12 protein-coding genes and 1 tRNA gene are annotated in these 15,038 nt (G+C 55.2%); 12 read left to right on the top strand and 1 reads right to left on the bottom strand.

All coding sequences use genetic code 11. The features are described from left to right. The first annotated feature begins 21 nt into the window (after window positions 1-21). Genes IK012_RS04200 through IK012_RS04180 form a run of 5 tightly spaced genes read left to right on the top strand, consistent with a single transcriptional unit; the run spans window position 22 to window position 7,434 of the window. Entirely contained in the window at window positions 22-999 is a 978-nt protein-coding gene (locus IK012_RS04200) for a hypothetical protein (protein WP_290950947.1), read from the top strand. A 35-nt stretch (window positions 1,000-1,034) separates the two neighbouring features. Beyond that, window positions 1,035-2,345 (top strand): histidine--tRNA ligase, encoded by a 1,311-nt coding sequence (gene hisS, locus IK012_RS04195; RefSeq protein ID WP_173378395.1) that lies wholly within the window; start codon window positions 1,035-1,037, stop codon window positions 2,343-2,345. A gap of 6 nt (window positions 2,346-2,351) precedes the next feature. Continuing rightward, window positions 2,352-3,935, top strand: a complete 1,584-nt coding sequence (locus IK012_RS04190; RefSeq protein WP_290950942.1) for a hypothetical protein — start codon at window positions 2,352-2,354, stop codon at window positions 3,933-3,935. Next, a complete protein-coding gene (locus IK012_RS04185) occupies window positions 3,932-5,569 on the top strand; it encodes a GDSL-type esterase/lipase family protein (RefSeq protein WP_290950938.1) in 1,638 nt (545 codons plus the stop codon). Before IK012_RS04190 ends, IK012_RS04185 begins: the two co-directional genes overlap by 4 nt. Before the next feature lie 14 nt (window positions 5,570-5,583). After that, window positions 5,584-7,434 carry an MBOAT family protein gene (locus IK012_RS04180; protein WP_290950936.1) on the top strand — a complete coding sequence of 617 codons (1,851 nt, stop codon included), beginning with the start codon at window positions 5,584-5,586 and terminating at the stop codon, window positions 7,432-7,434. A 64-nt stretch (window positions 7,435-7,498) separates the two neighbouring features. On the opposite strand, the gene IK012_RS04175 is transcribed toward IK012_RS04180, so the two are convergent. Then, entirely contained in the window at window positions 7,499-8,305 is an 807-nt protein-coding gene (locus tag IK012_RS04175; protein ID WP_173378391.1) for an exodeoxyribonuclease III, read from the bottom strand. Between the two features lie 228 nt (window positions 8,306-8,533). Between IK012_RS04175 and IK012_RS04170 the strand changes: the two genes are divergently transcribed. From IK012_RS04170 to IK012_RS04140, 7 genes are all read left to right on the top strand, one after another. Continuing rightward, on the top strand, window positions 8,534-9,139 hold the full coding sequence (locus IK012_RS04170) for a hypothetical protein (RefSeq protein WP_290950933.1): 606 nt from the start codon (window positions 8,534-8,536) through the stop codon (window positions 9,137-9,139). Window positions 9,140-9,210: 71 nt separating this feature from the next. Then, window positions 9,211-10,101 (top strand): MBL fold metallo-hydrolase, encoded by an 891-nt coding sequence (locus tag IK012_RS04165; protein ID WP_290950930.1) that lies wholly within the window; start codon window positions 9,211-9,213, stop codon window positions 10,099-10,101. Window positions 10,102-10,141: 40 nt separating this feature from the next. Beyond that, the gene (locus tag IK012_RS04160) at window positions 10,142-10,897 is read left to right on the top strand and encodes a tRNA (guanine-N7)-methyltransferase (protein ID WP_290950927.1); all 756 of its coding nucleotides are present in this window, start codon (window positions 10,142-10,144) and stop codon (window positions 10,895-10,897) included. 41 nt (window positions 10,898-10,938) lie between these two features. After that, the gene (gene recN, locus IK012_RS04155; RefSeq protein ID WP_290950924.1) at window positions 10,939-12,588 is read left to right on the top strand and encodes a DNA repair protein RecN; all 1,650 of its coding nucleotides are present in this window, start codon (window positions 10,939-10,941) and stop codon (window positions 12,586-12,588) included. Between the two features lie 95 nt (window positions 12,589-12,683). Beyond that, complete coding sequence (gene pgsA, locus IK012_RS04150; protein WP_290950920.1) at window positions 12,684-13,739, top strand: CDP-diacylglycerol--glycerol-3-phosphate 3-phosphatidyltransferase; 1,056 nt, start codon at window positions 12,684-12,686, stop codon at window positions 13,737-13,739. A gap of 132 nt (window positions 13,740-13,871) precedes the next feature. Continuing rightward, window positions 13,872-13,945, top strand: a tRNA-Met gene (locus tag IK012_RS04145). Window positions 13,946-13,995: 50 nt separating this feature from the next. Continuing rightward, a complete protein-coding gene (locus IK012_RS04140) occupies window positions 13,996-14,901 on the top strand; it encodes a geranylgeranylglycerol-phosphate geranylgeranyltransferase (protein WP_290950918.1) in 906 nt (301 codons plus the stop codon). Window positions 14,902-15,038: the final 137 nt, after the last annotated feature.

The following is a 15,038-nucleotide window of genomic DNA, read 5'->3' as shown; positions in this document are numbered from 1 at the left end:
AAAAAGAAAAAGATTAAACAAATGAAAAAATTTCTGATTTGCAGTGCAGTATTCACATTCACGTTCTTTGGCTGTTCCGACGAGAGCAATTTCATTTCACCCGATACATCCGAAAGCCAAAATTACCACCAGGTGAAGGTCGACAAAGAAAATCACATCATAACTAAAAGCATTAAGGCCCATACAACGGGATACTGCGTTCTACACAAGGGTTCTTTCAACTGGGACGAGTTCTTTTATGACACCAATCCAGAAGAAGACACCATCCGCTACGAAATCCGCGGCGACACGCTTGCCGTCGATTACGCCGGTTTTACCAACCCGCTCTATTACATCGGAGGTTCCACAGACAACATTTATGGCGAGTGGAATAACATTGAATGCACCCACCTCAAAGAGTGGACTTGTATATCCGACGAAGACCGCAAATTCAAGGAACAGTATTATAAATCGGTCCTGACAATTTCCGACAGCAAGTTTAAGGAAGAAAGGGTTTATACGCCCGCCTATTTCAAGTACGACGACTACATGAATACCCAATTTATGTCGGATCTTTACATTCATCTTAATGGGAATGTCAACTTCATCGGATTTACAACGTTGTATACTTTGTTCACACCAGAGCAGGAATCCGACATAAAGGATTACGAAAAGAACCACGGAATCGAAGTTCTAGAATCATCCAAACTCGCAAAGACATTCAAACTGAACGGCAAGACAATCAAGTTCGAGGTTACAAAAGTCGAAAGGGACTCCCTGGAGTACACAGCCGCTGTCCAAGTGAGCTCCGGCGACAAAGTTTGCACCCTCGAAGAAAAGCAAGTCAATATCACAAAGGAAAACTGTAGCGACTTATCTTCGGAAGGTCTGCTCGGCTACGACAAGGATCGCGACTTCAACGACTCGCTCTACTTCAACGGCCTGACAACGATGACGATAGGCACCAGCGAATTCCGCAAATGCATCACGGAACTCGCCGCAACCGAGAAAGACGAATGACACTCCAGTAGCCAAAAGCTATATTTCCGCTCACTATGAGCATTTCTATCCCTCAGTTGCCCAAGGGCACGCGTGATTTTTACCCGGAAGCCGAGCGCATCCAGAACTACATTTTCGATACCTGGCGCAGTGTCGCCGAATCTTTCGCCTACGAAGAATATGAAGGCCCGATGTTCGAGCATCTGGAGCTTTATACCGGCAAGTCCGGCGAAGAGATCGTAAGCCAGCTTTACAACTTCAAGGACAAGGGCGACCGTGAAATCGCGCTCCGCCCCGAAATGACCCCGACGCTCGCCCGCCTCGTGATCCAGAAGGCCCGCGAACTCAAGAAGCCCTTCAAGTGGTTCAGCATGCCGCGCCTTTTCCGTTACGAAAAGGCACAGAAAGGCCGCCTGCGCGAGTTCTTCCAGCTGAACATGGACATTATCGGCACCGAGAGCATCTACGCCGAAGCCGACCTGCTCGCCTCCATCGCGACGATGCTGCGCAAGTTCGGTCTCAAGGACGGCGAATTTGCGATTGGCGTCTCTAGCCGCAAGCTCTTGGCCACCTACCTCGAAGAGATTGGCGCCCCGAACCCGGCGCTCGTCTACCCGGTACTCGACCGCCGTCTGAAAATCGGCCCCGAAGCCTTCGCGAAGGCTCTCGCCGACGCAGGCCTCACCGAAGAACAGGTGAAGCAGCTCGACGACTTCATGAGCTGCAAGAGCATCGAAGAAGTCAAGACCAAGGTGCACAGTGAAAACGCCACCGCGGCCCTCGCCGAAATCGAAGACCTGTTCGCCACGCTCACGGCAGCAGGTTACGGCGAATGCGTGAACCTCGACCTCTCTATCGTGCGCGGCCTCGCCTACTACACGGGCATCGTGTTCGAAGTCTTTGACAAGGGCAAGTCCATGCGCGCCATCGCCGGCGGCGGACGTTACGACAGCCTCACCGAAAAGCTCGGCGGCGAACGCATTCCGGGCGTGGGATTCGGCATGGGCGACGTGGTTCTCGCCGACCTGCTCGCAGAACACAACCTGCTCCCGAGCCCCAAGCAGAGCGTGGACTTCTACATTGCAAGTTTCACGAACGACATGAAGAAGGTCTTCGAGACCGCCCAGATGTTCCGCGACGCGAAGTTCGGCAACTGCTCCGTCTCGCACCCGCTCGCCCCGATGAAGATGGGCAAGCAGCTCGACCAGGCGAACTACCAGGGCGCAAAGATTGTCGTCTACGTGGACGGTTCCAAGGCCGGCGCAGGCGAATTCGAATACAAGGACATGCGCGTGGGCGAAATGCTCGTGGGCAGCCCCGAAGCCATCGTTGAACGCCTCCGCACCACTCCGCAAAAAGCCGAATAAAAGCACATGACCCCATTCAAATCATTTCTCAGTATCTTAAGTCTGTTCGTTGTCCTAGGCGTTCTGGCGTGGATTTACCCGGCTAGCGGGATTTCTATCGCCGACGTCACCTTCCGGTTCCCCGCGCTCACGGATATCTTCGAGAAAGAAGACCCGAACGCCATCGCGGAAGACAACAACGCCGAAACCGACCCGCAGAAAGCTATCGAAGAAATGATGGCGGCCACGCAAGCGAAGGAATTCGCGAAATTCTCCGACTCGCTGAAGTTCTACGAAGACTTCTTCCAGAACGGACGCAACAGGTTCGACCTGCCGAACAACGACCCCACATGGTTTGACCGCCTGTTCCTGCACCTGGAACTCGCGAAGATCGATTCGAACACCGTGCACATCGTGCACTACGGCGACTCCCAGCTCGAAGAAGACCGCATATCGGCGACCATCCGCGAAGACCTGCAGAAGGAATTCGGCGGCGGCGGACCGGGCATGCTCCCGGCGGTGCTGAACATCCCGTCGCAGACGACCAGCGTGTGGAACAACGGTGACCTCACCCGCTTCATCATGTTCGGCACCGAAGAAGACCGCGCCGACCACAACCGCTACGGCCCGCTCGCGCAGGTGAGCAAGCTCGAAGGCAGCGCAGTCATCGGAATCAAGAAGCGCGAAGACAAGGACGGCAAGTTCACGCATGTGGGCGGCTATGGAATCATCAAGGTGCTCGCCAGCAAGCGCGGCAACCTCAGGGCTCGGCTCGCATACGAATCGACCGTTATCGAGAACGAAGGCACCGAAAAAGAAAAGCGCAAGAAGAAATTCGTAGACGCGCCCGCGCCCACCGACGAGAAGTTCAACAAACTCCGCGTGTTCACGTGGAAGCTCCCCGACACCACGTCGAACGCGAAGGTCTACCTCTCGGGCAATGCTGAAATCTATTCCATCTCCGTGGACGGCCCGTACGGCGTCGCGGTAGACAACGTCGCCATGCGCGGCAGTTCGGGCACGGTGTTCACCCGCATGGACAAGGAACTCCTGGCCGAATCCTTCAAGGCGATCAATGCACGCCTCATCATCATGGAATACGGCGGAAACCTCGTCCCGAGCCTCAACAAGAGCAACCTCGAATACACGCGCAAGCTCATCACGAAGCAAATCCAGACGGTCCAGAACGCCAACCCCGATGCAGACATTCTGTTCATCGGACCCGCCGACATGGCCAAGCAGATGGACGGCAAAATCAAGAGCTATCCCGGACTGGAACTCACCATCCAGATGCTCCGCGAAATCGCACTCGAAAACGGCCTTGCCTACTGGGATATGTTCCGCGTGATGGGCGGCGAAGGTTCCATGCGCAAGTGGGTCAAGCAGTCCCCGCCGCTCGCCGGAGCCGACTACATCCATTTCAGCCGCAGGGGTGCAGCCTACATGGGTGAACTCTTCTGCAACGCGCTCCGCATGCACTACGACTTCTTCAAGTTCCGCGACAGGCACAAGATTGACGACGCGAAGTTGAAGGAACTGAGCAAGTGGTACAAGGAAAACAAAACAGAAAAGCCCGCTGAAGCGGCTCCACAGGCGGAGGACGCTCAATGACAAGGCTTCCGCGCATTCTCTGTTCCATAGCATGTATCGCCACCGCGCTGTTCGCAGCGCCGCCGGTTTCGAACCCGACTGGTTATGTCATCGATTTTTCGAAGTACGATTTCATAGATTCCACGCTCAACTACATCCAGTTCCCGAGCGGCAAGGATTCCTTTGAGCCGTTCTTCCAGAAGATGGATTCCCTCATCTTCGAGAACAAGGGACAGGTACGGATTATGCACATCGGCGGCTCGCACATCCAGGCCGACGTTATTTCGGGCCGCATCCGCGAGCACCTCGTCAAAGAATATCCGGGTTCATCCGCCGGCCGCGGTTTCGTATTCCCGTATTCCGCAGCCCGCACGAATACGCCCTCCAGCTACGGCTCGCAGTACAAGGGCATCTGGGACATGAGCAAGAACGTGCTCCGCGAAGTGAAGAAGCCGCTCGGGCTCCTCGGCATCGCAGTCAGCACGAGCGACCCGAGAGCCGAATTCACGCTCCTGCTCGACAAATACAACTCTTCCCCGATTTACGAAGAAACTAAATTCCGCCTGTTCGGGTACAGCGACAGCAACAACGTCGTCCCCGTACTCGTAGTCGATTCGACCGACATCTACGGCGTGCGTGACACCGCGACGCAGAGCTACGTATTCAAAAGCCCCCGCCCGATAGACACGCTGACATTCGCCTTCCGCTGGGCAGACACTACCCTCCAGGCGAAGGTGGCTAAGTACGTAATCGATTCGCTTGTTCAAGATTCCATCTACCGTGCGAACCTCGACACGACCGAGATTGATTCCGCCACGGCAGGCAAGGATTCCGCCTCGGGCAAGAACGCCGCCTTAAAAGAAAACGCGGAAGCCTCCGCGGACTCCATGTTCCAGGGAGACTGCGACATCATGGATACCACATGCCTCGAACGCAATGAGGCGCAGAACGGCCTGATGGCGGCATGCGCCCTGCTCGATTCGACGAAGGCACCCGCGGATTCCGCTCAGAAGGCGGTATGCGATTCGCTTATCGAACTTTCGAAAACAATGTCGGCGGTACGCCCGAGATTCACGCTCACCGGCGTCCTCTCCGAATCCAACTACCCGGGAATCATCTACACGAACGTGGGCATCAACGGGGCGCGCGTCGCACACTACTTTGAAGAAATATGCCCGCTTTTCGAGAAGGAACTCGCCTTCGTCAAGCCCGACCTCGTGATATTCGCAATCGGCGTAAACGATGCCAACGTGGAAAAATTCGACGAGAAGGCGTTCCGCGGCAACTACGACACGCTCATCCAGCGCATCAAGCGCGTAAACCCGAATGCGGCCTTCGTTTTCGAGACCAATAACGACATGTTCCGCAAGGTGCGCAAGCGCCGCTATGTGCAGCACCCCGTAGGCGAACAGGCACGCAAGGCTTTCTTCAAGCTCGCTGAAAAGTACAAGGCGGGCATCTGGGACAAGTTCTCCCTGATGGGCGGCCTCGGTTCCATGGCCAAATGGGAAAAAGCGAGCCTCGCGAAAAAAGACAAAGTTCACTTCAACCAGGCGGGCTATCACCTTCTAGGCGACATGTTCTACAAAGCCCTGATTGATTCGTACCAGGAACACATCGCAAACCTGCCTGCACTGGAAAAGAGCGAGAAATAAGCCACGACACCGATATGTTAGACTATTTAATTCCCTATCTCACCCGCACGTTTGCTTTCGATCCGAATAGTCCGCTTCTCTTCACGCAGTTCTATTTCTGGGGATTCTTCGCGGTCGTTTTCGCCATCTTCTCGCTTGTGCACCGGAAGCTCCTGCTCCGCAACACATTCCTCTTCGCGACCAGCCTGTTCTTCTACTACAAGACGAGCGGCAGCTACGTCTGCATCCTCATCTTCTGCGTTCTCGCGAACTTCTTCATAGGCAAGTGGATTGAAAAAGCGCAGGTGCAGTGGAAAAAGAAGTTCCTGATGATCATCATCGTCATCATCGACCTTCTCGTTCTCTGCTACTACAAGTATTCCTACTTCTTCCTCGACGCCCTCTACGACTTTACCGGCATCGAACTGCATGTTTACAACTTCTTCGCCGCCGCAAGCAACAAGATGTTCGGCACGCACTCGCTGGTCGATACCATCATCCTGCCGGTGGGCATCTCGTTCTTCACGTTCCAGGCGATAAGCTACTGCATCGACATTTACCGTGGGAAAATCAAGGCCGTCAAGAACATCCTCGATTTCGGTTTCTACCTCTCGTTCTTCCCGCAGCTCGTGGCAGGCCCCATCGTTCGCGCCGACAAGTTCGTCCCGCAGCTCTACAAGCCCTACTTTTTGCCCCGCCGCGCCTTCGGGATGGCCGTATTCTGGATTCTGAACGGGCTCGGCAAGAAAATCATTTTGAGCGACTACCTCGCGACGAACTTCGTGGACCGCGTGTTCGACCAGCCCCTGCTCTACACCGGTCTCGAGAACCTCATCGCGCTCTTCGCCTACTCCCTGCAGGTGTACGCCGACTTCTCGGGTTATACCGACATCGCCATCGGCGTCGCCCTCCTGATGGGTTTCCGCCTGCCGCAGAACTTCAACAGCCCCTACAAAGCGCTCTCCCCCACCGAATTCTGGCGCCGTTGGCACATCAGTCTTTCGAGCTGGTGGCGCGACTACCTGTACATTCCGCTGGGCGGTAACCGCGGAGCCTCCATCGGAACGTTCTTCTGGATGGGATTCCTGAGTCTCGTGGCCATCATGCTTTCGGGCAGCGTGTGGGTCGCCATCGCGCTCGGTGCGCTCTTCCTCTACATTTCCATCTACGCCTACTTCAAGCCGGATTCCCGCAAGTTCATCACCACGAACATGAACGCCATGGCCACCCAGATCGTGGGCGGTTGGTGGCACGGTGCCAGCTGGAACTTCATCATCTGGGGCGGCCTCAACGGGTTCGGCCAGGTGTTCAACAAAATCTGGGTCAAGCGCAGCCGCACGTTCCGCGCCACGGCAGCGTTCCTGCTCTTTGCCGCAAGCGCCGTCATCTACAAGAAGTTCCACCTGCCCATCTGCGCGATTACCGCAGTATGGTTCGGAGTGCTGTTCATCGGCATATACTCCGTCATGATTTTCCGCCTGTTCAGCGACAAGACCTACCACTGGCTCTATGTGGCCTGGAACGTGACGCTCACCTTCGTGTTCATCACGTTTACGCGCCTGTTCTTCCGCGCAGGTTCGAACCTCGACCCCGCCGAAGCGAACGAAGTCGCCTGGAATACGGCCAAGAACATGGTGAACCAGATGGGTACCGCCTGGAAATGGGATACGCTCGGCACCATCGCCTGGGAACACATCAACATCATCCTCGTGTTCATCGCGGGCATGCTCATCCACTGGATTCCCAAGAAATGGAAGAGCCGCTACCGCATCATGTTCGCATCGCAGCCCATCCCGCTGATGGTGCTTTCCACGGCATTCATCATCTTCGTGATATACCAGTTCATGAGCGCGGACTCCTGCCCGTTCATCTACTTCCAGTTCTAACGGAACGCAAAAGCGGTGCCGGAAGGGCACCGCATGCTTTTTATCAAAATATTGGAGCTATCGCCTAATCCGCATCCGCGGGTTTAATCGGCAGTGGCGCAAACGGAGGTTCCAGCTCGATACTGATCGGGCAATGGTCCGATCCCATCACGTTCGGATGGATTTCGGAACTCACGACGTTCTGCATGAGGGTCTGGTCAACGAAGGCGTAGTCCAGGCGCCACCCCACGTTGCGGGCACGGGCACCGCCGCGGTTGCTCCACCAGGAATAGGCTTCACGCGTATCGGGATGCAGCGTGCGGAACGTATCCACGAACCCGCTGTCCACGTACTTGTCCATCCAGGCGCGTTCAATCGGCAAGAAACCGCTCACGTTCTCGTTTTCTTCGGGACGGGCGATGTCAATCGCCTTGTGGCAGGTATTGTAGTCGCCCACGGTCAGCACGTGCTTGCCGTCTTTGACCCAGCGCATCGAATTCTCAAGGAACGCATCGTAGAAGCGCAGCTTGTAGTCCAGGCGGTCGTCGCCGGAGCCGCCGTTCGGGAAATAGATTGAATTCAGGACCCAGTCGGGGAACACGAGCTGGAGCACGCGGCCCTCCTCGTCGAATTCCTCGATGTCAAAACCATAGTTGACGGCATCCGGTTCTATCTGCGAAAACACGGCCACACCGCTGTAGCCCTTCTTGCGCTTGCACGAATTCCAGAACGTGTAATAACCGTCCGGCACCTGCAGGTCATCGGCCTGTTCTTCTTCGGCGCGTACTTCCTGCAAGCAAAGGATATCGGGAGCGGTCGACTTGAACCAGTCCCCAAATCCTTTCTTTAATGCAGAACGGATTCCGTTCACGTTCCAACTGTAAATATTCATCTTATACCGTTTACCCAATCCTTACGGAGTAAAAATAGGATTTTATTTTGTCAGGTAAAGACATTATCGCCAAAAAAATTGGAAGACCCCTCCCAAAACCAGCCGTTTTGTAATTTTTTGTTATCACAACCGTCGAGGACGAACATCCTTGAACACCCCTCAACGAATTTTTTTTTATAAAAATCAGAAAAAAAATGTTTTTAGGGGGAGATAATTTATATTTATAACATGAAATCAATACAATTCGCCCTCAAGCTGACTACCATTCTCGCCTCCTTGCCCTTGTTCGCCGCCTGCGCCGGATCTTCCAATGGAGACGACTTCGAGGTCCCCGCGAACCTGCCCCCCATCTGCCGCGATATCGACTTCGCCGAAAACCCGGATATGCGTGAAATGTGCGGTGTCCGCAAGGCTCACAACAAGGCGTACAAGAACATTCCGCAGCAGCGCTACCTCATCAAGCCCAGCGAGACGACGATTGTCAAGACGAACGGCAAACTGGAACTCCGCTTCCAGAATTCCCTCCCCATCGACCTGGAAGGGCCCATCGTGAACGAGCTCCTTTTCAGCAACGAAAAGCGTCTTGAAAAAATCAAGAACACTTACGACTACCACGAGATCTACTACAACAAGGGTTCCAAGGAAAGAATCCGCGTATTCAAGATGGGTATCCCGACCGACCTCGGCGGTACGTACTACTTCTGCTTCCGCGTCCCCGAAAAGAAGGGCAACGCCAGAACGAGAAACAAGGCCATGGGTACCAACATCGAGCTCATGGAATGTTCCGATTTCGAATCGATTATACAATCGGCAAAGGACGAAAACAACCGCTAACGCTAGCGCCGAACGAAAATGCAGCCGCCTAACAGGCGGCTTTTTTTCTAGATTCTGTCGCGGTAAATAACGTGACGACAGAAAGCAAGTACATACACAATGCGCTCAAGCAGGTTCACCTCAAGGCGGCCTGTTCCGGCGTGCAAGGATTTTCTATTTCGGGGCTTGCGACCTACATGCAGTTCCCCGAGTTGAACTTCTGCGTCGATATGGGCGAATGTCCGCTCTCGGCAACACCCCTCGACCACGTGTTCCTCACGCATGCGCACGGCGACCACGCCCGCTGCCTCATGCGTCACCACAGCCTGCGCAAGATGATGGGAGTGGAACGCGACAGCATCTACTACATACCCGAAGCCATCTGCGACGGTGCAAGGCACTGGATAAAAGCCGAAGCGCTTTTCGAGGGCGTGAGCGAAGCCAAGTTCCAGTACCCCGAAATCGTACCCGTAAGGGCGGGTGAACGGATTGCGCTCCAGTACCGCAAGGATCTCGTTCTCGAACCGTTCAGCGTGAAGCATTCGGTTCCCGCGCTGGGCGCCACCGTCCTTCTGCACAAGAAGAAACTGAAAGACGAATTCCTCGGCAAGAGCGCCGACGAAATCATAAAGCTCCGGCAGGCCGGCGTGGAAATCACGCGTGAAGTTTACGAACCGCTGCTGAGTTTTACGGGAGACTGCCTCGGCGAAAGCCTGCTCGAGAACAAGAGCATTTTCCAGTCGAAGGTGCTCGTCACCGAATGCACGTTCATCGCCCCCGAAGACGAGGCCATGAGCCGCAAGAAGGGCCACACGCACCTCGACCACATTGTGCGCGCCCTGAACGAACTTGGGGACGAAGTCAAGTGCGAACAGATTATCCTGAGCCATTTCTCGATGAAGTATTCCGAGAAGTACATCCAGGAATCCCTCAAGAAGGCCATCCCCGAAAAATTCAAAGAGAAGGTAGTGGCGTTTGTGTAATGTGGAGTGCCACATCACACGCCGCGATTTGGAAGAATTTATGACAGAAGAAAAAAGCGAAATTTTGAACGATAACGAAGAGAAGGACCCGAAAGAGGTCGTCATTCCGGAATTCTACCGCGACCTGAAGGCCGACCCCGAACAGAAGGGCCTCTGGCACTACGTGTTCCGCACGAACGGCGACCGCAAGCCCATCAAGACTGAAGACGGCAAGCCGCACACGCTCGACTTCAACTGGAAAGACATGTTCCCTAACGAGAACGGGCACATCGAAGTGGAAATCGGCAGCGGCAAGGGCAACTTCATGACGGACTACGCCGAGAAGCACCCCGACTACTTCATCATGGGTAGCGAATGGGATTACACCTGGGCCGCATTTGCGGTCGAGCGCATGACCAAGCGCGGCGTAATCGACCAGGGCAACGCCGCCATGCTCCGCGGTGACGTTTTCTACTTCTTGCGCGACTGCGTCAAGAGCAACACCGTCGACGCTTTCCACATGTACTTCCCCGACCCGTGGCCCAAGGAACGCCACCACAAGAACCGCCTGCTGCGCCCCGACTTTTTGACCGAAGTGGCCCGCTGCCTCAAGCCCGGCAAGCGCATATTCTACTGGGGAACCGACCACAAGGAATACAACGAGATTGCGCTCGAGACCTTCGACGCATTCCCCACCTGCAAGGTTCTTGTCCGCAATACGGCTGAGCCCACCGAGGGCATCACCACCGGTTTCGAACGCAAGTACCGGAAGGAAGGCCGCCCGATTTACAGGAGCGTGATTGAATTCGAAAAGTAAAGTGTCTATTTTTGACACTTGGATTTGCTAATTTTCTTACCATGTTAAAGCAGCTTTCCATAGATTCGTTTGCGCTAATCTCGCACGCAGAAGTCCCCTTCCACGAGGGTTTTACCGCCATTACCGGCGAAACCGGTGCCGGCAAGTCCGTTCTCTTGAAGGCGCTCCGCATGGTATGCGGTGACAAGGCGCAGGCTTCGATGGTCCGTACCGGCGAAGAAAAGGCGGTCATCGAGGGCATATTCGACATAAGCAACGAGCCGAAGGTCAAGCAGATTCTCGATGAAATGGGCATCGACAGCGATGACGAGCTCGTGATTCGCCGCGAAATCCTCGAAAACGGCAAGGGACGCACCCGCGTGGGCGGAAGCGTCGTGAACCTCGCCGACTTGCAAAACCTGGGCGAGCACCTGATACAGATGCACGGCCAGAGCGAACAGATCCTGCTCCGCGACACGCGCACGCACGCCCAGATGCTCGACGACTATGCGGGCAACGGCAGCCTCCTTGCGGAATATACCGCATCCTGGAACGCCTGGAACAGCATTCTCGACAAGATCGAGGGAACCAAGAACAAGGCCACCGAACTTGCCGCCCAGAAGGACTTTCTCAAGTTCCAGTACGACGAACTTTCGAAAGCCGCCCTCCGCGAAGGCGAAGAAGAAGAACTCGAAGAGAAGGTCAACATAGCGAGCAAGGGTGAAACGGAACGCCACTGCATCAACGATATTCAAGGACTGCTCGGTGGCGACAACGGGCTCCTGGATCAGGTACAGATTCTGCAGGCGAAGATGCGCACGCTCGCCTCGCGCATCCCGCACTACGAAGACACGCTGAACACGCTTACCGAAGTCGCCGACCCGTTCGAAAGCATCTGCAAGGATTTGCTGCGGCTTTCGCCCGCGAAGTCGCTCTCGCCCGCCGAGATCGACCGCGCCAACGCGCGCATCGCTGCCATCCAGAAACTCAAGCGCAAGTACCGCACCGATGTCGCGGGCCTTATCGCGCTTACGGAGCAGCGCAGGCAGGAACTCGAGAGCCTCGAGAATCTCGACGCCGACATCGAGGAACTTTCCCGCCAGATGGAAAAGCACAAGGCCGCGATGGACCAGGCCGCAAAGCGCCTTACCGAAAAGCGCACCGAAGCCGCCCTCCGATTCGACGGCGCCGTACAGGGGATACTCCGTACCCTCGGGATGCCGAAGGCCGTTTTCAAGACGAGCATCGCGCCGCAGGATTTCACGCCGAACGGTGTCGACAAGATTGAATTCACGCTCGCGCCGAACCCCGGTGAAGGCGCGAAGAGCCTGCAGAAGGCGGTATCCGGCGGTGAACTTTCCCGCGTGCTCCTTGCCATCAAGAGCGTCATGGCGGAACTCGACAAGGTACCGCTCCTCATTTTCGATGAAGTCGATTCCGGCATCAGCGGCGAAATCGGCAACAGCATCGGCGAAGCGCTCAAGAATCTGGGCAAGCACCACCAGGTGCTCACGATTACCCACCTGCACCAGGTCGCAAGCCGCGCAAAGAACCAGCTGTCGGTAAGCAAGCAGGTTGTGGAAGGACGTACCTACACGTCTGTCACCGACCTCGACAACAGCGGACGTATCGAAGAACTGGTCCGTATGCTGGGAGACAATTCTGAAACCGTGCGTGAGCACGCCAAGCAACTTTTGGAGAAGAACCAATGACCGAAAACACATCCGATGTTCGATTCAGGTCGCGCGTTTGGAGCGTCCTCAGGGCACTCGTTTTCGTATGCGTTATAATCTTCATATGGAATGGCATGGACAAAACCGCATGCGCATTCGTAGGTATCGCCCTCATAATGGGCTGGGTCAACCTGTACCAGCTCCGCGCTCAAGAAATCGAGAAGCCCTATTACAGGCTTTGGCTGAACATCATCGACGGCGCGCTTTCCTTCGTAGTCATGACGAGCATTTTTGTGCGCAACCTCCTGCAGAACGAACAGGCCGAGAAGTTGCTCGCCGTGGGCTGCGTTTTCTTGCTCGCCCGACTGATTGCGCATTCGCTGTTCTCGCTCGGGGTGCTGCGCGAAGGTAAATCCCTGCCGCGCAAGAGGCGCTGGAGCAAACTCGCGAACATCTCGATTACCATCACGATGGGCGTGTACCTGCTGAACCTCGAGGACTACCAGCAGATTGCGATGGTCACCTCCATCCTGCTTATCCTCGCCTCCACCGCTGCGTATGCCTACTGGTACTACCGCGACCCCGCTCACCGCAAGCCGCTTTCCCTCGCATCGCAGCTCACCATGAGCCGCATCGTGCTGACCCCGTTCTTCCTCTGGGTGTTCTTCTACGACAACGACCTGGACTACAGCAACAACAGCATCGTGTTCAAGAGCCTCGCGCTTATCATGGTGCTCGGGTTCATGCTTACCGACTTCCTCGACGGAAAACTCGCCCGCAAGATGGGCGAAGTGAGCACGCTCGGCAAGTACCTCGACCCATTCAGCGACAAGATTTCGAACATGACGATTTTCATGTGCTTCATCGCGACGGGATATGCCCCCGTGTGGATGGTAGCCCTCATCTACTTCCGCGAATCCAGCGTGGAAACGCTCCGCACGCTCGCCGCAAGCGAAGGCCTTATCATGCCCGCACGCCGTAGCGGCAAGTGGAAAACAGCCCTTCAGGGAATCGGCATCGTCGCCATCCTCCTCGGCGCCATCGACCCGGTGCGAGTCCTCATTCCGGGATTCGACAGCATCTGGGACGTGTTCCCGATGACCGTCATGGGAGTCATCACCGCGATTACCATCATCAGCGGTATCGACTACTTCGTCGCCAGCAAGCACATCCTGAAAAAATTCGTGTAACCACGCACACAGGCCATATTCGCGAAAGCGCGCGCTTTTCACCGAATTGCGGTTTTCAGCGTAATTTCGCATAATTTGCTGTTTTGCCCTTGACAAATCGGGCTCATATTTCTATATATGGGCTTACCTCGACGCGGGGTGGAGCAGTTGGTAGCTCGTCGGGCTCATAACCCGAAGGTCGCAGCGTTCAAGTCCTGCCCCCGCTACTAAAAAATCCGGTTCAAAAACCGGATTTTTCTTTTTATATTTGTAGCCGATGTTTGAAGCGCTCTTCAAGATGACCCGCCCCGTCAATATCGTGATTGCGATAATCACGCTTGTGGTCGGGTATGTGCTGCTCAATTTCCCAAGTTCCTATTTCATACCGGACGACTGCAATTCTGATTTGGATTGGATCAACTGGCGGCTTGTCTTCATTCAGGCGCTCGCATTTGCATTCGCCATCGGGTTCGCGAACATCCAGAACGACATCCTGGACCTGGAAAGCGACAAGATGAACCGCCCGGAACGTCCGCTTGTGACCGGGAAAGTTTCGGTAAAGGCCGCTCGCATCACCTGGATTACCCTGTTCGTCCTGATGCTCCTCTTCGGACTTGAATCATTTCCGCTCGTGCTGTTCTTCCCGGTGCTGGGCCTGCTCCTGATGGCCTACAACAAGTGGCTCAAGCATATCCCGCTCCTGAAGAACATGACGGTCGCCTTCCTCTGCACGACTCCCCTGCTTCTGGCCATGATGCACTTCCTTTTTAATACAAGGAATCCGAACCCGGAAAATTATATCTGGGCGATTATCCCTGCAATCCCCTTCGCATTCTTGCTCACGACCGCACGCGAAATCTACAAGGACCTGGAAGACGAAACCGGAGACCTGAAGGCAGGCATCATGACGTTCCCGCTTATCGCAGGCTCGGCGACAGCCCACAGGCTTGCCGGCGCCATAATCGTCTTTACCTGGATCTCGCTGCCGCTTCCAGTGTTCTACATGGACAAGGTGTTCGGGAACAACTACCCACCGCTCTTCCTGATTCTCACGGGAATAACGCTCACGCCCTGCTTTGCCTACGTGCTCGTACAGGCGCACCGTCAGAAATACAGAAAGGCACAAACCGCCGTAAAGGTCGGAATGTTCCTCGGCCTCATCGCGCTGCTCATTTCCGCATAAACTAACAAAAATAACGAGCAAAAAAGGGACCCGCCGGCGAAGCCGGCGGTTCTTCATATACGGGCGTAGCCCTACAATACTAGCGGCGTGCAAGGGCACGCACGTCAATCTGCCACCTGCAAAAGTCCTTACTTGGC

The organism is Fibrobacter sp. (assembly GCF_017551775.1).
GTDB lineage: Bacteria > Fibrobacterota > Fibrobacteria > Fibrobacterales > Fibrobacteraceae > Fibrobacter.
The sequence above is the reverse complement of the archived record's forward strand: the minus strand, read 5'-3'. Positions and strand labels throughout refer to the sequence as shown.